This is a genomic window from Klebsiella sp. CN_Kp104, from assembly GCF_040064515.1.
Taxonomy (GTDB): domain Bacteria; phylum Pseudomonadota; class Gammaproteobacteria; order Enterobacterales; family Enterobacteriaceae; genus Klebsiella; species Klebsiella aerogenes.
Genome location: NZ_JBEAII010000029.1, coordinates 32,702 through 49,930 on the forward strand (window position 1 = coordinate 32,702; position 17,229 = coordinate 49,930).

At 52.2% G+C, this 17,229-nt stretch carries 19 protein-coding genes, 1 tRNA gene and 1 pseudogene; 6 read left to right on the forward strand and 15 right to left on the reverse strand.

Annotated features, from left to right (window positions below):
- Entirely contained in the window at window positions 1-519 is a 519-nt protein-coding gene (locus ABLU80_RS15080) for a hypothetical protein (protein WP_049035053.1), read from the forward strand.
- Between the two features lie 137 nt (window positions 520-656).
- On the opposite strand, the pseudogene ABLU80_RS15085 reads toward ABLU80_RS15080, so the two are convergent.
- The 3 genes and pseudogenes from ABLU80_RS15085 to ABLU80_RS15095 all read right to left on the reverse strand — a co-directional run.
- A pseudogene (locus tag ABLU80_RS15085) lies at window positions 657-822 on the reverse strand (transposase); the annotation flags it as partial.
- Between the two features lie 124 nt (window positions 823-946).
- Window positions 947-1,648 carry an acid phosphatase AphA gene (aphA, locus tag ABLU80_RS15090; protein WP_162866820.1) on the reverse strand — a complete coding sequence of 234 codons (702 nt, stop codon included), beginning with the start codon at window positions 1,646-1,648 and terminating at the stop codon, window positions 947-949.
- Window positions 1,649-1,691: 43 nt separating this feature from the next.
- The gene (locus ABLU80_RS15095; protein WP_227498488.1) at window positions 1,692-2,990 is read right to left on the reverse strand and encodes an OprD family outer membrane porin; all 1,299 of its coding nucleotides are present in this window, start codon (window positions 2,988-2,990) and stop codon (window positions 1,692-1,694) included.
- Between ABLU80_RS15095 and ABLU80_RS15100 the strand changes: the two genes are divergently transcribed.
- The gene (locus ABLU80_RS15100) at window positions 2,872-3,114 is read left to right on the forward strand and encodes a hypothetical protein (RefSeq protein ID WP_015703388.1); all 243 of its coding nucleotides are present in this window, start codon (window positions 2,872-2,874) and stop codon (window positions 3,112-3,114) included. The two genes, ABLU80_RS15095 and ABLU80_RS15100, sit on opposite strands and share 119 nt — an antisense overlap.
- A gap of 34 nt (window positions 3,115-3,148) precedes the next feature.
- Here ABLU80_RS15100 and ABLU80_RS15105 read toward each other — a convergent pair whose 3' ends face one another.
- From ABLU80_RS15105 to actS, 3 genes are all read right to left on the reverse strand, one after another.
- Window positions 3,149-4,327 carry a nucleoside transporter C-terminal domain-containing protein gene (locus ABLU80_RS15105; protein ID WP_015703389.1) on the reverse strand — a complete coding sequence of 393 codons (1,179 nt, stop codon included), beginning with the start codon at window positions 4,325-4,327 and terminating at the stop codon, window positions 3,149-3,151.
- Between the two features lie 473 nt (window positions 4,328-4,800).
- A tRNA-Gly gene (locus tag ABLU80_RS15110) sits at window positions 4,801-4,874 on the reverse strand.
- An 80-nt stretch (window positions 4,875-4,954) separates the two neighbouring features.
- The gene (gene actS, locus ABLU80_RS15115; protein WP_015369803.1) at window positions 4,955-5,674 is read right to left on the reverse strand and encodes an amidase activator ActS; all 720 of its coding nucleotides are present in this window, start codon (window positions 5,672-5,674) and stop codon (window positions 4,955-4,957) included.
- A 231-nt stretch (window positions 5,675-5,905) separates the two neighbouring features.
- Here actS and idi point away from each other — a divergent pair, with 231 nt between their 5' ends.
- The gene (gene idi / locus ABLU80_RS15120) at window positions 5,906-6,460 is read left to right on the forward strand and encodes an isopentenyl-diphosphate Delta-isomerase (RefSeq protein ID WP_045359427.1); all 555 of its coding nucleotides are present in this window, start codon (window positions 5,906-5,908) and stop codon (window positions 6,458-6,460) included.
- 106 nt (window positions 6,461-6,566) lie between these two features.
- On the opposite strand, the gene lysS is transcribed toward idi, so the two are convergent.
- The 5 genes from lysS to xerD all read right to left on the reverse strand — a co-directional run bounded on the left by lysS (window position 6,567) and on the right by xerD (window position 12,649).
- Window positions 6,567-8,084 carry a lysine--tRNA ligase gene (lysS, locus tag ABLU80_RS15125; RefSeq protein ID WP_015369798.1) on the reverse strand — a complete coding sequence of 506 codons (1,518 nt, stop codon included), beginning with the start codon at window positions 8,082-8,084 and terminating at the stop codon, window positions 6,567-6,569.
- 9 nt (window positions 8,085-8,093) lie between these two features.
- A protein-coding gene (gene prfB / locus ABLU80_RS15130) for a peptide chain release factor 2 (RefSeq protein ID WP_096335406.1) occupies window positions 8,094-9,192 on the reverse strand; the annotation gives its coding sequence in 2 pieces (ribosomal slippage) (window positions 8,094-9,116 and window positions 9,118-9,192; 1,098 coding nt in all).
- A gap of 85 nt (window positions 9,193-9,277) precedes the next feature.
- Window positions 9,278-11,011 carry a single-stranded-DNA-specific exonuclease RecJ gene (recJ, locus tag ABLU80_RS15135; protein ID WP_032715785.1) on the reverse strand — a complete coding sequence of 578 codons (1,734 nt, stop codon included), beginning with the start codon at window positions 11,009-11,011 and terminating at the stop codon, window positions 9,278-9,280.
- A 5-nt stretch (window positions 11,012-11,016) separates the two neighbouring features.
- A complete protein-coding gene (gene dsbC, locus ABLU80_RS15140) occupies window positions 11,017-11,730 on the reverse strand; it encodes a bifunctional protein-disulfide isomerase/oxidoreductase DsbC (RefSeq protein ID WP_348850142.1) in 714 nt (237 codons plus the stop codon).
- A gap of 22 nt (window positions 11,731-11,752) precedes the next feature.
- Window positions 11,753-12,649 carry a site-specific tyrosine recombinase XerD gene (gene xerD / locus ABLU80_RS15145; RefSeq protein ID WP_047080361.1) on the reverse strand — a complete coding sequence of 299 codons (897 nt, stop codon included), beginning with the start codon at window positions 12,647-12,649 and terminating at the stop codon, window positions 11,753-11,755.
- Window positions 12,650-12,749: 100 nt separating this feature from the next.
- Between xerD and fldB the strand changes: the two genes are divergently transcribed.
- Window positions 12,750-13,271, forward strand: coding sequence for a flavodoxin FldB (gene fldB, locus ABLU80_RS15150; RefSeq protein WP_015369793.1), 522 nt, complete (start codon window positions 12,750-12,752; stop codon window positions 13,269-13,271).
- Between the two features lie 7 nt (window positions 13,272-13,278).
- On the opposite strand, the gene ABLU80_RS15155 is transcribed toward fldB, so the two are convergent.
- Together ABLU80_RS15155 and sdhE are read right to left on the reverse strand one after the other, a co-directional pair.
- A complete protein-coding gene (locus ABLU80_RS15155; RefSeq protein WP_020077981.1) occupies window positions 13,279-13,689 on the reverse strand; it encodes a protein YgfX in 411 nt (136 codons plus the stop codon).
- Window positions 13,670-13,936 (reverse strand): FAD assembly factor SdhE, encoded by a 267-nt coding sequence (sdhE, locus tag ABLU80_RS15160; protein WP_015369791.1) that lies wholly within the window; start codon window positions 13,934-13,936, stop codon window positions 13,670-13,672. The genes ABLU80_RS15155 and sdhE overlap by 20 nt, the downstream gene beginning before the upstream one ends.
- Before the next feature lie 223 nt (window positions 13,937-14,159).
- On the opposite strand from sdhE, the gene ygfZ reads away from it, so the two are divergent.
- Window positions 14,160-15,143 (forward strand): tRNA-modifying protein YgfZ, encoded by a 984-nt coding sequence (gene ygfZ / locus ABLU80_RS15165; protein WP_015369790.1) that lies wholly within the window; start codon window positions 14,160-14,162, stop codon window positions 15,141-15,143.
- Between the two features lie 98 nt (window positions 15,144-15,241).
- On the opposite strand, the gene ABLU80_RS15170 is transcribed toward ygfZ, so the two are convergent.
- Window positions 15,242-15,901, reverse strand: coding sequence for a hemolysin III family protein (locus tag ABLU80_RS15170; RefSeq protein WP_008806429.1), 660 nt, complete (start codon window positions 15,899-15,901; stop codon window positions 15,242-15,244).
- A 164-nt stretch (window positions 15,902-16,065) separates the two neighbouring features.
- Window positions 16,066-16,377 carry a N(4)-acetylcytidine aminohydrolase gene (gene yqfB, locus ABLU80_RS15175; RefSeq protein ID WP_015703422.1) on the reverse strand — a complete coding sequence of 104 codons (312 nt, stop codon included), beginning with the start codon at window positions 16,375-16,377 and terminating at the stop codon, window positions 16,066-16,068.
- A gap of 50 nt (window positions 16,378-16,427) precedes the next feature.
- Here yqfB and ABLU80_RS15180 point away from each other — a divergent pair, with 50 nt between their 5' ends.
- Window positions 16,428-17,162: a MurR/RpiR family transcriptional regulator gene (locus ABLU80_RS15180; RefSeq protein ID WP_015703423.1), complete on the forward strand. Its 735-nt coding sequence runs from the start codon at window positions 16,428-16,430 to the stop codon at window positions 17,160-17,162.
- The last annotated feature ends 67 nt before the right edge of the window (window positions 17,163-17,229 follow it).

Genomic DNA, 17,229 nt, shown 5'->3' on the forward strand with positions numbered 1-17,229 from the left:
ATGAAGCAGGAAAGCGATCACTCTTTTTTACTCTGGTCAGTCGTAATAGTCATTATTGGGCTGGCAGCTATCGCCTATTTGATTATCACTGGGAATGCTAAAAAACAAGAAATCAGTTTTTCCTGCTCCTCGGAATTCACGTCGATCCTCGACATCCAGAATACCAAAAAGGAACTCCACGGAATCATGCTGATTACCAGCTACAACTCCGGGCACCTTTCATTATCAGTGCAAGGAAAGCTCAAAAGCGATGACGGCGAGTTTGCTGTAAACCGAAAATTGTTCTTTCGGTATGCTCGTCCGCTCGGTCATACTGCCGGCGTTTTCATGCTCACCCCCGAGGGACGCGAAAAATCCCCCGATGATAATGCAACAGATGCTGTCGATTACCTCTTCTTCGACGCTTACGAACATGCCGACAAGCTGTATATGTTAAAGCGGCTGAATGAGGAAACGGTTCTTATTGGCGATAACTTTTCACCCCGCTTCGCCTGCGTGATGAATCACTTCGCGGATTAATCACCTTCTGGATATGCGTCGGGTTAAGGATGACCTGATGTATTGTTCGCCCGGTAGCACGGATGTAGCCGATAAGATATGCCCCGTTGTAGCACGGACCATTTTGTAAGTTAAACCTTAATTTATACCTCAAAGAAAATATCCTGCCGCTTCCGTCTGAGCTGACTAATCCAGGTTTCGAAAAGGATAAATCCGACATTCATTGCCCCACTGGCCTGTCGATAAGAGTAACTCTTAGACCAATCAGCTATGCACATTCCAGCCTGAACTCAGGGGGAAAGTATGCTTAGTTTTCTTGATCATGAAATCACCTGCTTTGTGTTGAGGTAAGTATATTACCTTTAATCAGATGCCCAAACTCACTGTGCCATATATTCCTCAGTTTTCGCTACCCCCACCCAGGCTGGTGGGGGCGAAAATGAAACAATCAGTAGTCAGAGTTAACCAATACTTTTTCTTCTAACGCGCCGTTGCGAGGCATAGGCTGATTAGAGGAGTTCAGTGCACGCATCACGCGAATAGGTTCTGCGCCAGCTTCACGAGCATCCTTAATGTCGCCATCTGAATCTCCATAATATAACTTGATATTTCGGTCACGGATATATTGTACTTTTGCCCCTTTATCTTCTCCGGCAAAAATAACTTTATTAAGTTTTTCATGCGGGATGGAAAAGTCTCTCCCCAACAGTTCAGTCACCGTCTCTTTTCCGTTAGTGGGTTTTGGTCGACCGGTGACAAACCAAATACGATCTCCACGTTCCAGATGCAGTTTAATCAATTCAGATGCAGATTTTTTGGGGACGGAAAAACTATCCCAACCGTTACTAAGTCGATCCCAAAACTCACTTTTCTTCAGGAATTCATTACTTTTAGGTGACAATTCTCTCTGACCATGGATAAATGCAGGAGTAGAATAATAAATAGTATCATCAATATCAAAACCGACATCCATCGGCGGCTTATTCTTTAACTCTTTAACAATTTGTTCTATAGAAATGAAATGAATAGGATATTGCTCGGTAATCTGCTGCAATGTTGCGCCGATACCGGTATCGGATGACACCGGATTGGCACAAAAAGCTGGCACACTGAAAATAAGAGCGCTAACGAAAGCCGCTGAACGAATCATTTTATATTTATACATGGATATTTATCCTTAAACAGGTTAGCTATTAGAATAGATTAAATGCATAATCAATCTGGAATTCGATAGAATGATTAACTGCACGCTTTGGTCTACCATCGTCGGTTAGAATTGGTCGATTTTTTTTACTTTGGTAATTCCAGGAAGGGCCACCGGACAACTGGAAACTTAAATTCTTTTCCCACGATGGTTTCCACCTTGAGAACAAAATAGTCTCACCACGCTCAATTGTTTGGGAGTGGTATTTCATTCCCCATCCAATAGCGCTTTGTAACCCGATATTCACTTCTGGCGTTAAGTTATATTCCGTCGTCCATGTCACCGATTTTTCATTATTACCGACGTAGTCATTACCCCATGCATCCGCCATAGAATTGAATCTTCCGCGACTATTCTTTGCCATGTGTCGTTCAAAATACCCAAGGTGATCGTCTGAAGAATTGGCCCTGGTCCAGGATGCACCAAACTTATTTTTCCACTTATGCTGTTTCCATTCCAGGTAAAATGCAGCATGCCATGCATCATTATTGAATGGACGATAATCAGCACTCATCGCTTTGAAATCTTTGAGACCATGGTTCATATATAACATGGTAAGTACTCGGCCCTGATTCTTAGCTAAAGACTGAGGCTGCCAACCGACTTCCACGCCATGCCGCTGCATATAGTTATGACTTTCGCCATAAAAATAAAGCACACTATAATCCTTTTGTTTATAGCTGAGCTCTCCTGTAGCCAGGTAACTTATATTTTTCTTACGATCGGCAGTCTGGAAATGAACCTGCTCAGGAGAATCACGATCGCTGTATCGGTCAACCCATGCGCCGCGAAAAGCGAGTCGGCCAAACTCGCTATCCATCTTCCATCCTTGATAGGTACTTGGTATCGCACGACTCGAATTCGTCAACGCTCCCCATTTATTGATAATCTGCCAACCAGAATACAGTCTGAAATAACTATCTTCACCGTCAAGTTTCAATTTAGCATATAACTGGCCAAATTTATGAAATCCCTTCGCTTTCCCATTATCATTGTATAAGACGCTGCGCCCAGCGAAATCATCACTTGCGGCCAACTTAAAAACTTGATAATACGATGTGTCAAAACCAATAATATCGGCAATATAACCCGAACGGAAATCTAATGTTACCCCTTGCCCCCAGGCTGTTTGCACTGACCTTTCACCATAGTCAGAGGAGTTAAGGTTTTTGAATTGGTTTCTCAAGGAAATATCAGCGCTACTGTCTGTGATAAAGTTAGTTACACCATTTGGTGGTCTACTCCTCGATTCTTCAGCTGCATATATCGGTGACATTGATGCAGACATTAATAAAATCGTAGCCAGAGGTTTATTAAAAAAACAGCAATTTAACATATCAATAATCCCTTATATTGCTTCTTTATTATTAAAGCTGAGTAAGGGCCCAACATTTAAAAACGTTGAGGCATAATGATTACATACTATTAGATTATTACTTTGTGAATTTAGAAAAACAGGCCAACAATGGTCGCATTAAGGAAACTTACCAACGTAGCACCATATAATAATTTCAAGCCAAAACGAGCCGCGCTGTTACCCTGCTCATTATTCAGCGCCTTAATAGCACCTACGATGATGCCAATAGATGAGAAGTTAGCAAACGATACCAGGAATACCGAAAGTACAGCCATAGTACGTACTGAGAATTCAGCAGCCATACTTTTCAAGCTCAGCATCGCGACAAATTCATTACTTACAATTTTGGTGGCCATCAGACTCCCTGCATCCACCGTTTCATGCCATGGAACACCAACCAGGTAGGCCATAGGAGCAAACAAATATCCCAGAAGCGCCTGAAATGAGATGCCAAATATTGCGGTAAATATGGCGTTCATCATAGTGATTAACGCAATAAATCCAATCAACATTGCCCCAACAATGAGCGCAACCTTAAAACCATCTAAAATATACTCACTTAACATTTCAAAGAAACTTTGATGGCCTTCAGATACGGTAAGAATATCCTCTTGTGGTTCGACCTGATAAGGGTTAAGTAGCGATGCAATTATAAACCCGCCAAACAGGTTCAGCACCAGAGCGGTGACTACATAGCGCGGTTCTAACATCGCCATATAAGCACCAACTATGGCCATTGACACAGTCGACATTGCAGATGTGCACAGCGTATAAAGACGATGTTGAGGTAGAAGTCCCAGTTGTTGCTTAACTGAAATAAATACTTCTGATTGACCTAATACTGCAGAAGCAACCGCATTATACGACTCAAGCCGCCCCATGCCATTAATCTTACTGAGTCCCAATCCGATGTAACGGATAAGGAAGCCTAGTATCTTCAGATGTTGAAGAATACCAATAAGAGCGGACACAAAAACTATAGGCAAGAGGACGCTAATAAAGAAAGAGAGCTCGCCGTGGTTTTGCAAACCACCAAAGACAAAGTTAACCCCTTCACTCGCATAGGCCATTAAATGGGCAAACGCGCCAGCAATAACGGCTATCACCTGGTTACCCAGGCTTGTTTTCAACAACAAACCGGCAAACGTGAATTGACAGAATAACATCACGACCAATGGCCGATAGCGTATAGCCCCCCGGTTGTTACTGGCAAGGATTGCAAGAATGAAAATTACTAAAAAACTCATGATACCAATAAGATACTTCATCTTTTCCCCTAACAATCTTCATCCTTAGCTGACAAACCAAAGAATGCGTCAATAAGATTTATCTGAATCATCAGCGTAATCAATGTTAGAACTATAACAATGATGAACATCTTTAAAGTGACAAATGTCACAAGAACACAAAATTACCGGTCTTAAAAGTCACTATCATCACATTTTATGTTTGAATGATAACATCACAAAAGGTGAGGGGTCTTTCAATGTAAGCGCATCTGTTTTATTTTCATGGCTTTTTGAAGTTTTCAACGTTTCTGCCGACGGCAATGCTATTCCGGCATCTGATTAGGTAGGATTTTATGAGGCGACTTCCTGCTGTTTTCCAGCAGGGCCAGGCAGACCTGGTAGCAGCGATAATTTGATATTCAGTGAGTCGAACGTCAGGCTTAACAATACAAAAAAATAAAGCTGTAACTTGTTATTAACAAAAGGGAAATTGAGATTATGAGACTTGATTTTGGAGCGGGCGAAGGGAATCGAACCCTCGTATAGAGCTTGGGAAGCTCTCGTTCTACCATTGAACTACGCCCGCGAAGAGGTGCGAAAAGCATTATAGACCTTACGCACCCTGTGGCAAGCCCGAATTGGGCTAACTGCTGATAAAATAACCTTTTAGCACTTAGGCTTACTGCCTTGCGGCGGCAGATAACGTAGCGGGTCGATGGCCGTGGCGCGATAGCGAATCTGGAAATGCAGCCGTACGGAATCGGCGTCCGTACTGCCCATGGTTGCTATCTGCTGGCCAATCTTCACGCTCTGGCCGTTGTTAACCATCATCTTGTCGTTATGCGCATACGCGGTGATGTAATCCTCGTTATGCTTAATCATGATCAGGTTGCCGTAGCCGCGCAGCTGGTTGCCGACGTAGACCACCTTACCGGCGCCGGCGGCGTAAACCGGCTGGCCGCGGGTACCGGCGATATCGATACCTTTATTGCCGCCATCGCGGGTGGAGTACGGCATCACCACTTTACCGCTGGTCGGCCAGCGCCAACAGCGCTGCCCCACCGGTGGCCATGAGGACTGCGGCACCGCCGATGATGGCGTTACGGCGGCGGTACGGGTGCTGGAGGATTTTTTCCCGGCGGTGCTGCTTTTTGCTTTCGAACCGCCGTTAAGTTTCAGCTTCTGTCCGACTTCAATAGTGTATGGCGGAGAGATGTTATTCAGGCGCGCCAGATCGCGTACGCTGGTGCCGGTACTACGGGAGATCGCATACAGCGTATCGCCGCGTTTCACGGTATAAGTGGACCCAGAATCGGAAGTACTGGAACAGCCGGCTAAAGTCAGGCTAGCAAGCAGCATTATCGCGATATAAAAGCGTGTTTTCATCAGGCGTCCTGCACTCAACGGTTTCTCATCTCGGCATCATGGGCGAATATCATACCAGCCCGATGGACGATCCCCAATGTTCTGGGCTTTTTCTACTATTGTTCTCGCCCGACGAATACATGCAGGGCTTGTTTTGGTAATGCCTTTCTCCCATTTATGGGCTACCCTAGTGGCCTGAGTACATGACCCGGCGGGTTTGTGCCGGGTCATTTATTTATTTCAGGAGTCGTCATGGCCGGGGAACACGTCATTTTGCTGGATGAGCAAGATAAACCCACAGGTATGCTGGAGAAGTATGCCGCCCACACGCTCGATACCCCTTTGCATCTCGCGTTTTCCTGCTGGTTGTTCAATGAGCAAGGCCAGTTCCTGGTCACGCGCCGCTCGCTTAGCAAAAAAGCCTGGCCTGGCGTGTGGACTAACTCAGTGTGCGGACATCCGCAACAGGGCGAAACCTTCGAGCAGGCCGTCACCCGGCGCTGCCGCTTCGAACTGGGCGTCGAGATCGCTGATATTGCCCCCGTCCACCCGGCCTTTCGCTATCGGGCGGTTGCCCCGAATGGCATCGTCGAAAACGAAGTCTGCCCGGTGTATGCCGCTTGCGTGGTCAGCGAGCTGCAACCGAATGATGATGAAGTGATGGATTATCAGTGGGTTGAGCTGCCGGAAATGTTAAGCGCGCTGGCCGCTACCCCGTGGGCCTTTAGCCCGTGGATGGTGCTGGAAGCCAAAAACAAAAACGCGCGTCAGGCGTTGATAGACTTTGTCGCGCGTTTACGCGCGTAACCGCGAGTGACAAGCATTAACGACCCGGGCTACGCCAGCGACGAACCTTGACATCAAATATAAAAAAACCCGGCAAGCCGGGTTTTTTGCTTTTCGCGAAAAGCGATTATTTCTGCGGACGCATCGCCGGGAACAGAATAACGTCGCGGATGGTGTGGCTGTTAGTGAACAGCATCACCATACGGTCGATACCGATGCCCAGACCGGCGGTCGGCGGCAGGCCGTGTTCCAGCGCGGTGACGTAGTCTTCGTCGTAGAACATCGCTTCGTCGTCGCCGGCGGCTTTCGCATCAACCTGATCCTGGAAGCGCTGCGCCTGGTCTTCCGCATCGTTCAGCTCGCTAAAGCCGTTACCGATTTCGCGGCCGCCGATGAAGAATTCAAAGCGGTCGGTGATTTCCGGGTTCACGTCGTTACGACGGGCCAGCGGAGAGACTTCTGCCGGGTATTCGGTGATGAAGGTCGGCTGGATCAGATGCGCTTCCGCCACTTCTTCGAAGATCTCGGTCACGATACGGCCCAGACCCCAGCTCTTCTCAACTTTGATGCCGATAGACTCAGCGATCGCTTTCGCGGAATCGAAGTTATCCAGATCCGCCATCTCGGTTTCCGGGCGGTATTTCTTGATGGCTTCACGCATGGTCAGTTTTTCGAACGGTTTACCGAAATCGAAAGTCTGATCGCCATAAGGCACGGCCGTATTACCGAGAATGTCCTGCGCCAGGGTGCGGAACAGGGATTCGGTCAGCTCAATCAGATCTTTATAATCCGCATAGGCCATATAGAGTTCCATCATGGTGAACTCTGGGTTATGGCGAACGGAGATCCCTTCGTTACGGAAGTTACGGTTGATTTCGAAGACGCGTTCGAAGCCGCCAACCACCAGACGCTTGAGGTACAGTTCCGGCGCGATACGCAGGTACATGTCCAGATCCAGCGCGTTATGATGGGTGATGAACGGACGCGCGGAAGCGCCGCCTGGGATCACCTGCATCATCGGGGTTTCCACTTCCATAAAGCCGCGGCCAACCATGAACTGACGGATGCCAGCCAGGATCTGCGAACGTACTTTGAAAGTGTTACGAGATTCGTCGTTGGAGATCAGATCAAGGTAACGCTGACGGTAGCGCGCTTCCTGATCCTGCAGGCCGTGGAATTTGTCCGGCAGCGGGCGCAGGGCTTTGGTCAGCAGACGCAGCTCGGTGCAGTGGATGGACAGCTCGCCGGTTTTGGTTTTGAACAGCTTACCGCGGGCGGCGATGATGTCGCCGAGATCCCATTTTTTGAACTGATCGTTGTAGACGCCTTCCGCCAGGTCATCGCGCGCGACGTACAGCTGAATGCGGCCGCCGACGTCCTGCAGGGTAACGAAAGACGCTTTACCCATGATACGACGGGTCATCATGCGCCCAGCAACGGCCACTTCGACATTCAGCGCTTCCAGCTCTTCGTTTTCTTTGGCATCGAAGTCAGCGTGCAGTTGGTCAGAGGTATGGTCACGACGGAAATCGTTCGGGAATGCGACGCCCTGCTCACGCAGCGCAGCCAGCTTCTCACGACGGGTTTTCAGTTCATTATTAAGGTCAATTGCCGCGTCAGCGCCCTGTGCTTGTTGTTCAGACATGTTGGTTCCTCATAACCCTGCTTTCAAACTTGCTTCGATAAATTGGTCCAGGCTGCCATCGAGCACCGCCTGAGTGTTGCGGGTTTCCACCCCGGTGCGCAGATCTTTAATACGCGAGTCGTCCAGCACGTAAGAGCGGATCTGGCTGCCCCAGCCGATGTCGGATTTGTTATCTTCCATCACCTGCTTCTCGGCATTTTTCTTCTGCATTTCCAGCTCATAAAGCTTCGCTTTCATCTGCTTCATGGCCTGGTCTTTGTTCTTGTGCTGCGAACGGTCGTTCTGGCACTGCGTCACCAATCCGGTCGGGATATGGGTAATACGCACCGCGGATTCCGTACGGTTAACGTGCTGACCACCGGCGCCGGACGCGCGGTATACGTCAATGCGCAGGTCGGCTGGGTTAATTTCGATATCGATATCGTCATCAACTTCCGGGTAAACGAACGCCGAGCTAAAGGAGGTATGACGGCGGCCGCCGGAATCGAACGGGCTCTTACGCACCAGGCGGTGAACGCCGGTTTCAGTACGCAGCCAGCCGTAGGCGTAATCGCCAATGATTTTGATGGTCACGGATTTAATGCCCGCGACTTCACCTTCGGATTCTTCGATGATTTCGGTCTTAAAGCCGCGCGCTTCCGCCCAACGCAGGTACATGCGCATCAGCATGCTGGCCCAGTCCTGGGCTTCGGTGCCGCCGGAACCGGCCTGAATATCGAGATAGCAGTCGGCGCTGTCATATTCGCCGGAGAACATGCGGCGGAACTCAAGCTGCGCCAGCTTCTCTTCCAGCCCGTCCAGCTCGGCAACCGCTTCGTTGAAGGTCTCTTCGTCTTCGGCTTCTACCGCCAGCTCCAGCAGTCCGGCGACATCTTCCAGACCCTGGGTCATCTGATCCAGCGTTTCGACGATAGCTTCCAGAGAAGAACGTTCTTTGCCCAGCGCCTGTGCGCGCTCAGGTTCGTTCCAGACGTCCGGCTGTTCCAGCTCGGCGTTTACTTCTTCGAGACGCTCTTTCTTCGCATCGTAGTCAAAGATACCCCCTAAGAACGTCGGAGCGCTCCGTGAGGTCCTGAATGCGGTTTTTTACCGGATTTATTTCAAACATGGTCGGTTTCTTTTAATGGATTTGTCAAAATGCGGTGATAAGAGCGGAATTCTACCGGATTCGCGCCCTTATTAATACACTGTTGTCAATTTGGCCAGAGGTGATCGATGATCAGCTGCAGGCTGCGGTTGCCGCGGAACTCGTTGATGTCGAGCTTGTAGGCTAACTGTACTTCACGCACGCCATTATCCGGCCAAATGGAAGTATCGATGTTGAAGGCAATACCGTCCAGCAGCGGCCCGCCGTCAACCGGCTCGACCATCACTTTCAGGTGACGCTCGCCCACCAGCCGCTGCTGCAGCAGGCGGAAACGGCCATCAAACAACGGTTCCGGGAACATCTGCCCCCATGGCCCGGCATCGCGCAGCATCTGCGCCACTTCCATGCTCATTTCCGCCGCCGCCAGCGGGCCATCGGAAACCACCTCGCCCTGCAATAATGCGGGATCCAGCCACTCGGTCACCAGCTCGCCGAAACGCTGTTGAAACTCTTCAAAACGCGCCTCTTCCAGCGATAAACCCGCCGCCATCGCGTGGCCGCCAAACTTCAGGATTAACCCAGGATAAAGCGTATCAAGGCGCTCCAGCGCATCGCGCATGTGCAGCCCCTGAATGGAGCGGCCAGAACCTTTGAGCGTGCCGTCGCCGGTAGGCGCAAAAGCGATAACCGGGCGATGGAAGCGCTCCTTAATCCGTGATGCCAGAATGCCGACCACCCCCTGATGCCATTGCGGATGGTACATCGCCAGCCCGCCGGGCAGGGTGTCGCTGCTGCGTTCCAGCTGCTGGCACAGAGTCAGCGCTTCGGCCTGCATCCCCTGCTCAATCTCTTTACGCGTTTGATTGAGCGCATCGAGCTCATTGGCCAGCACCCGCGCTTCGCCAATGTTATCGCACAGCAGCAGCGCGACGCCGACGGACATATCATCCAGCCGACCCGCAGCGTTCAGGCGCGGCCCGAGGGCGAAACCGAGATCGCTGGCGGCAAGCTTTTGCGGATCGCGGTTGGAAATTTCCAGCAGCGCTTTAATGCCTGGCCGACATTTTCCGGCGCGAATGCGGCTTAACCCCTGCCAGGTCAGGATGCGGTTGTTGGCATCTAACGGCACCACGTCCGCAACGGTGCCCAGCGCCACTAAATCCAGCAGCTCGGCAAGGTTTGGCGCGGCGATACCGCGGGCCTCGAACCAGCCGTTATCTCGCAGGAAGGTGCGCAGCGCCAGCATCAGATAAAACGCCACCCCGACCCCGGCCAGTGATTTTGACGGGAAGTCGCAATCGCGCAGGTTAGGGTTAACGATGGCCTCCGCCGCCGGCAGCGTATCGCCCGGCAGGTGGTGATCGGTCACCAGCACCGGGATACCGAGCGTATGGGCGTGATCGACGCCGGCATGTGATGAAATGCCGTTATCGACGGTCATGATCATCTGCGCGCCGCGCGCGTGCGCCTGCTCGACCACTTCCGGGCTTAAACCATAGCCGTCTTCAAAACGGTTCGGCACCAGATAGGAGACGTTACCGTAGCCCAGCGCGCGCAAGGCGAGCACGCTAAGCGCGGTACTGGTGGCGCCATCGGCGTCAAAATCGCCGACCACCACAATATGTAACCCTTTCTGGAAAGCGTCATGCAGCATTTCAACGGCTTTTTCAACGCCGGTGAGTTGCGTCCATGGCAGCATGCCTTTGACGCCGCGTTCCAGCTCCTGCGCGCTGCGCACGCCGCGGCTGGCATATAGCCGCTGCAGTAACGGCGGCAGGTCGGCGGGGAGGTCGACGCCATCAACCGCCTCGCGGCGGCGTAGTTGTATCTGTTGTTTCACGCGAATCAGTTACCGCTAGTCTGTTTTTGATGCTCGTCGAGGAAAGCTTTAAGCTCTTTCGGCCCCTGATAGCCTGGCAGCACCATGCCGTTGCTGAGAACCATCGCCGGGGTGCCGTTGACGCCCATTTGCACCCCGAGGGTATAATGTTTGGCGATATCTACGCTGCAGCTCGCCGGCTGCACGCCTTTACCATTCATGGCGTCATCCAGCGCTTTATTACGATCCTTCGCACACCAGATCGCTTTCATATCCTGCTCGGCCTGGCTTTGCAGCCCCTGGCGCGGGAAGGCCAGATAGCGCACGGTGATCCCCAGCGCGTTATAGTCGCTCATCTGCTCGTGCAGTTTATGGCAGTAGCCGCAAGTGATGTCGGTAAAGACGGTAATGACATGCTGCTCCTTCGGCGCTTTATAGACAATCATCTCTTTGGTTAAGGCGTTCAGCTTGTCGACCAGCAACTGGTTGGTGACGTTAACCGGCTGCGCGCCGCTGACGTCATACATCGGTCCCTGAATAATGTGTTTGCCATCGTCAGTGACGTACAGCACGCCGCTGTCGGTGAGCACCGTGCTCATCCCGGAAACCGGCGACGGTTGGATATCGGTGCTCTGCACACCCAGCTTCGCCAGCGACTGTTTGATCGCCGCGCTATCGGCATGCGCCGCGCCGGAGAGTGAAGCCGCCAGCAGGGTGAACATCAATAAACCTTTTTTCATACTCAGTCCTTTTATTCAGCACTCACGCCCGCGGGTGATGCTGTTGATGAAGTTGTCGTAAACGTTCGGTCGCCACGTGGGTGTAGATCTGCGTGGTGGAGAGATCGCTGTGTCCTAACAGCATCTGCACCACGCGTAAATCGGCGCCGTGATTGAGCAAATGCGTGGCGAATGCATGACGCAGCACGTGCGGGGAGAGCTTCGCGCTGTCGATCCCCGCCAGTACGGCATAGTGTTTAATGCGGTGCCAGAAGGTCTGGCGCGTCATCTGCTGCGCGCGCTGGCTGGGGAAAAGCACGTCCGAAGCCACACCGTTCAGCAGCCACGGGCGGCCGTATTCAAGGTAATTTTCAACCCATGACACCGCCTCTTCGCCCAGCGGCACCAGCCGCTCTTTGTTGCCTTTACCAATGACCCGCAGTACGCCCTGTCGCAGGCTGATATCGCTCATCGTCAGGCCAACCAGTTCGGAGACGCGCAGGCCGGTGGCATACAGCACTTCCAGCATCGCCTTATCGCGCAACTCCAGCGGCTGCTCCACCAGCGGCGCCTGCAGCAGACGCTCAACCTGCGCCTCGCTGAGATCTTTCGGCAGCCGCTGCGGCAGCTTCGGCGAAGCCAGCAGCGCGCTGGGATCGTCCGGGCGGATTTTCTCCCGGTACAAATGCTGGAAGAAGCGGCGCACGGCGCTAAGCAGCCGTGCGGTACTGGTCGCTTTGTAGCCGCCGGTTTGCCGCTCGGCAAGCAGCGCCTGTAGATCGTCGCTGCCGACGCTCGTCAGCGACAGCCCGCGATGATGCAGCCACTCCACGAGCATCGTCAAATCGCGGCGATAGGCGCTGAGCGTGTTCTCCGCCAGATTACGCTCCAGCCAAAGGGCATCGAGAAACTGTTCAATTTGTGCCAGATCCTGTTTCACATCGGCCTCTTTGTTCGTTATACGCCCTCATTATGCCTTAAGAGGCCGCCTTTCTGGTACACTGGGCGCAATTCACGGCAAGAATTGAGACGTTTACGCGATGAATATAGGTCTTTTTTACGGCTCCAGTACCTGCTACACCGAAATGGCCGCGGAAAAAATCCGCGATATCATCGGCCCCGAGCTGGTGACGCTGCATAATCTGAAAGATGACTCCCCCGCGCTGATGAGCCAGTACGACGTGCTGATTCTCGGCATCCCGACCTGGGATTTCGGCGAAATTCAGGAAGACTGGGAAGCGGTCTGGGAACAGCTCGACGCCTTAGATCTGAATGGCAAAATCGTCGCGCTGTACGGCATGGGCGATCAGCTTGGTTACGGCGAATGGTTCCTTGACGCGCTGGGGATGCTGCACGATAAGCTGGCGACCAAAGGCGTGAAGTTTGTCGGCTACTGGCCAACCGAGGGCTATGAGTTCACCAGCCCGAAACCAGTTATCGCCGATGGCCAATTGTTTGTCGGCCTGGCGTTGGATGAAACCAATCAATACGACCTGAGCGATGAGCGCATCCAGAACTGGTGCGAGCAGATCCTCGGCGAAATGGCGGAGCACTTCGCCTGATCCTGAGTTAGTCGTGCGCCGGTTTTTGCAGCACCAGCCGGCGCAAATCCCGCCATTCCCCCGCATCCATGCTATCCGCCGCCACCCACAAATGCTGGCTACGGCCGCTTTCCGCATGCTTCAGGCGCAGCAGCATACCGCTGCTGATAACCCATGGCGTCCCGACGATATCCCATTCCGTTTTTTGCCACCGTAAACGGGAATCGATCAACAGCTTAATTTCTCCCTGGCAGGCGTGGATCCGCCGCTGGCTGCGCACGCAGTCAAACACCACCAGCGATAGCAACAGGAGCCAAATCGGGGTGTAGCTTAACGGCCAGGGCATGAGCAGCACTATCGCCGCCACCACCCCGTGCAGCAGCAGCGAGAACCACTGCGAACGCCAGGAAATACGTAAATCAGATTGCCACAGGACCACGTTCCCGATTCCGAGTCTGGATTAAATTAATCATCCGTTGAAGTTGCGCATCTGCCGGCTTGCCGTGATTCATCAGCCAGTTAAACAGATCCGGATCATCGTTCTCCAGCAAACGGATGAACAGGCGCTTGTCGTCATCGCTGAGCGTGTCGTACTCATACTCGAAAAACGGCATGATGGAGATATCGAGTTCGCGCATACCGCGGCGGCATGCCCAGTGGATGCGAGCTTTGTTGTTAATGTCCATGTTGTCCTTCCAGCATCAAGATATAGCTTAGTTTAACCCTTTTTAGGCACTTACTTTACAGTAATATCGCCTTGTGCGAGCAGCATTCCATAAAAGCCCAAAATACGGTTGGCTATTCACCGCATCCTGAGGGCACAAATGGCTTGCCGAAAGCGCTTGCATTGCACCATAGCTCTTTTACCATTAGTCATTCACTCTGCGTTAAGCTATTCAGGATATGACTATGGCTTTTACACCTTTTCCTCCGCGTCAGCCCTCTTCTTCCGCTCGTCTGCCGTTAACGCTGATGACGCTGGATGATTGGGCGCTGGCGACGATTACCGGTCCGGATGGCGAGAAGTATCTGCAGGGGCAGATCACCGCCGATGTCAGCCATTTAACCGCCGATCAGCATCTGCTTGCCGCGCACTGTGATGCCAAAGGCAAAATGTGGAGCAACCTGCGCGTCTTCCACCGCGACGGCGGTTTCGCGTGGATTGAGCGCCGCAGCCTGCGCGAAGCGCAGCTGACCGAACTGAAAAAATATGCCGTCTTCTCCAAAGTCACCATCGCCGCAAACGACGATCTGGTCCTGCTGGGCGTTGCCGGTTTCCAGGCGCGCGCCGCGCTGGCTCCATTGTTCGCTGCGCTGCCGGACGCTGGTAAACCGGTGGTCACCGAAGGCGTGACCAGCCTGCTGTGGTTTGAACACCCTGCCGAACGCTTCCTGCTGGTGACCGATGCCGACACCGCCAACCGGGTGACAGACGCGCTGCGCGGCGAAGCGCAGCTTAACAACAGCCAGCAGTGGCTGGCGCTGAACATCGAGGCCGGTCTGCCGGTTATCGACAGCGTAAACAGCGCGCAGTTCATTCCGCAGGCGACCAACCTGCAGGCGTTGGGCGGTATCAGCTTCAAGAAAGGCTGCTACACCGGCCAGGAAATGGTCGCCCGGGCGAAATTCCGCGGCGCCAATAAACGCGCGCTGTGGACGCTGGCGGGCACCGCCAGCAGGGTGCCGGAAGCCGGGGAAGATCTGGAGCTGAAAATGGGCGACAACTGGCGCCGCACTGGTACTGTGCTGGCAGCCGTACAGTTGGATGACGGAAGCCTGATGGTCCAGGTGGTGATGAATAACGATATGGAACCGGACAGCGTGTTCCGCGTGCGTGATGATGCCGGCAGCCTGAGCATCAAGCCATTGCCGTATTCGCTGGAAGAAGATTAAGGAACAGTTCCCGGCTTACGGCGCTTGCGCCTCAGCCGGGCTACCAGACCGCAGAATATCGTAGCCACGGTAAGCACAGCGCCACCGTGGACGTTTGATCAGGACTGGCCGACGTAAAGATAAATCGCCAGGAAGTGACACACGCTGCCGCCGAGCACGAAGCCGTGCCAGATAGCGTGGTTATAAGGAATACGTTTGCAGACGTAGAAGATGACCCCCAGCGAGTACACCACCCCGCCAACCGCCAGCAGCGTTACCCCGCCTACCGCCAGCTTCACCGCCAGTTGATAGACCACGATAAGCGACAGCCAGCCCATCGTCAGATAGGTCACCAGCGACAAAATTTTAAAGCGGTGCGCGATAGTCAGCTTAAACAGGATCCCCAGTAGCGCCAGGCTCCAGATGACAATCATCAACCCCTTTGCCAGCGGCGAATTCAATCCCACCAGCAAAAATGGCGTGTAGGTTCCGGCAATCAGCAAGTAGATGGCGCAGTGGTCGAATTTCTTGAGCCACTGTTTCGCCCGCTGATGCGGGATAGCGTGATAGAGCGTGGAAGCGAGGAACAGCATAATCATACTGCCGCCGTACAGGCTGTAGCTGGTGATCGCCGTCGCGCTGGCGTTCGTGTCTACCGCCTGCACCAACAGCAACACGAGGCCGACAATACCGAACACCAGTCCGATCCCGTGACTGATGCTGTTGGCAACTTCCTCTGCCAGAGAATATCCCTGAGTGATTAATGGTTTGCGAACCATATTTTGACTCCGTGAAAACAAGAACGCTTTCATTGCCCACTTAGGTTAACTGAGAATGATTCCAGTGAACACCTGTTAGCTAAAATAAAACGATGTATATTTGTAAATACATTAAAATCATAGTGTTACAACAATATTTCAACTAACAGTTGTGCTGGTTTTATTTAAAGACGTTTGAATTCAATAACATAAAACCGATCTTCCGCAGGATAGATTTCACTGATGACCTGCCGCAGTTGTTCGAGGGTCATATTCTCCTGTTGAGCATGCTGTTCAGTTAGTGTGTCGAGGGTCACCGTTGAGGTCGCGGTAACGGCGATAGTGCAGAAGTAGCCGTCATCTTCATAGCGTCCGACGCGCAGCACATCACCGGCCTTAAAGTGCGACTCCGCCGCATCGCGAATGGTGATCGTTTTGCGCCCGGCGAGGATGTCGTCCTGAAAACGCTGAAAAAAGGTAATGTCATTAGCCTGCATGATATAATTCCGTCCTGGTCTTTATGAATTGTGAGTTCGCCACTGTGAGTATGTTCTCCCACGCCGCTGTCGCTAGTCTCAATAATCTTGAGATGATGGTCTACCACTACGTCATTAAGAATCGTGACAAAGTGATGTACATGACTATTCGCGAACTGGCCGAGGCCGCCGGGGTCTCCACCACTACCGTGTTGCGCTTCTGCCGCAAACTGCAGTGCGAGGGCTACTCTGAATTTCGCGTACGCTTTAAATTATATCTTGAGCAGAATGAGCCTCAACAGGCAAATATCGGCGCCAGCGAAATAATGAGCTTTTTTAAAAGCGTCAATAATGACGAGTTCGATCAATTGCTCGAACAGGCCGTCGATATTATTCTCTCCTCCGAGCGTATTATTTTCGTCGGCGCCGGCACCTCCGGCGCGCTGGCGAAATATGGCGCGCGCTTCTTTTCCAACGTCGGGAAATTCAGCAACCATATTGACGATCCTTATTTCCCGGTCACCAATGATATGGCCCGCAACGCGCTGGCGATTGTGCTTTCCGTCTCCGGTGAAACCGAAGAGATCCTGCGCTTTGCCAGCCAGTTCAGCCTGCATCACTGTAAGGTGATGTCGATTACCAGCCATGAACATTCGCGGCTGGCAAAACTGGCTGATTTCAATCTCTCCTGGCACGTGCCGCAAACGCGCATCGGCGGCGTTTACGATATTACAACACAGATTCCGGTGATATATATTCTCGAATCACTGGGGCGTAAATTAGCGCGCAAAATCGGCTTAAAGTAACAGCCTGTTTTTTCGATGTAACATATTACCTTTAGCGGGATTTGTTATATCGTGACATTCAATTTCG

What these genes read in the sequence shown, in the direction of transcription:
- aphA (WP_162866820.1), bottom strand. Translation starts at nt 1,648, where the DNA reads ATGATTCGTTCAGCGGCTTTCGTTAGCGCTCTTATTTTCAGTGTGCCA.
- ABLU80_RS15180 (WP_015703423.1), top strand. Translation starts at nt 16,428, where the DNA reads ATGTTCTCCCACGCCGCTGTCGCTAGTCTCAATAATCTTGAGATGATG.
- dsbC (WP_348850142.1), bottom strand. Translation starts at nt 11,730, where the DNA reads ATGAAAAAAGGTTTATTGATGTTCACCCTGCTGGCGGCTTCACTCTCC.
- ABLU80_RS15170 (WP_008806429.1), bottom strand. Translation starts at nt 15,901, where the DNA reads ATGGTTCGCAAACCATTAATCACTCAGGGATATTCTCTGGCAGAGGAA.
- actS (WP_015369803.1), bottom strand. Translation starts at nt 5,674, where the DNA reads ATGAAAACACGCTTTTATATCGCGATAATGCTGCTTGCTAGCCTGACT.
- ABLU80_RS15080 (WP_049035053.1), top strand. Translation starts at nt 1, where the DNA reads ATGAAGCAGGAAAGCGATCACTCTTTTTTACTCTGGTCAGTCGTAATA.
- yqfB (WP_015703422.1), bottom strand. Translation starts at nt 16,377, where the DNA reads ATGCAGGCTAATGACATTACCTTTTTTCAGCGTTTTCAGGACGACATC.
- ABLU80_RS15095 (WP_227498488.1), bottom strand. Translation starts at nt 2,990, where the DNA reads ATGTCTGCATCAATGTCACCGATATATGCAGCTGAAGAATCGAGGAGT.
- sdhE (WP_015369791.1), bottom strand. Translation starts at nt 13,936, where the DNA reads ATGGACATTAACAACAAAGCTCGCATCCACTGGGCATGCCGCCGCGGT.
- fldB (WP_015369793.1), top strand. Translation starts at nt 12,750, where the DNA reads ATGAATATAGGTCTTTTTTACGGCTCCAGTACCTGCTACACCGAAATG.
- ygfZ (WP_015369790.1), top strand. Translation starts at nt 14,160, where the DNA reads ATGGCTTTTACACCTTTTCCTCCGCGTCAGCCCTCTTCTTCCGCTCGT.
- lysS (WP_015369798.1), bottom strand. Translation starts at nt 8,084, where the DNA reads ATGTCTGAACAACAAGCACAGGGCGCTGACGCGGCAATTGACCTTAAT.
- ABLU80_RS15105 (WP_015703389.1), bottom strand. Translation starts at nt 4,327, where the DNA reads ATGAAGTATCTTATTGGTATCATGAGTTTTTTAGTAATTTTCATTCTT.
- idi (WP_045359427.1), top strand. Translation starts at nt 5,906, where the DNA reads ATGGCCGGGGAACACGTCATTTTGCTGGATGAGCAAGATAAACCCACA.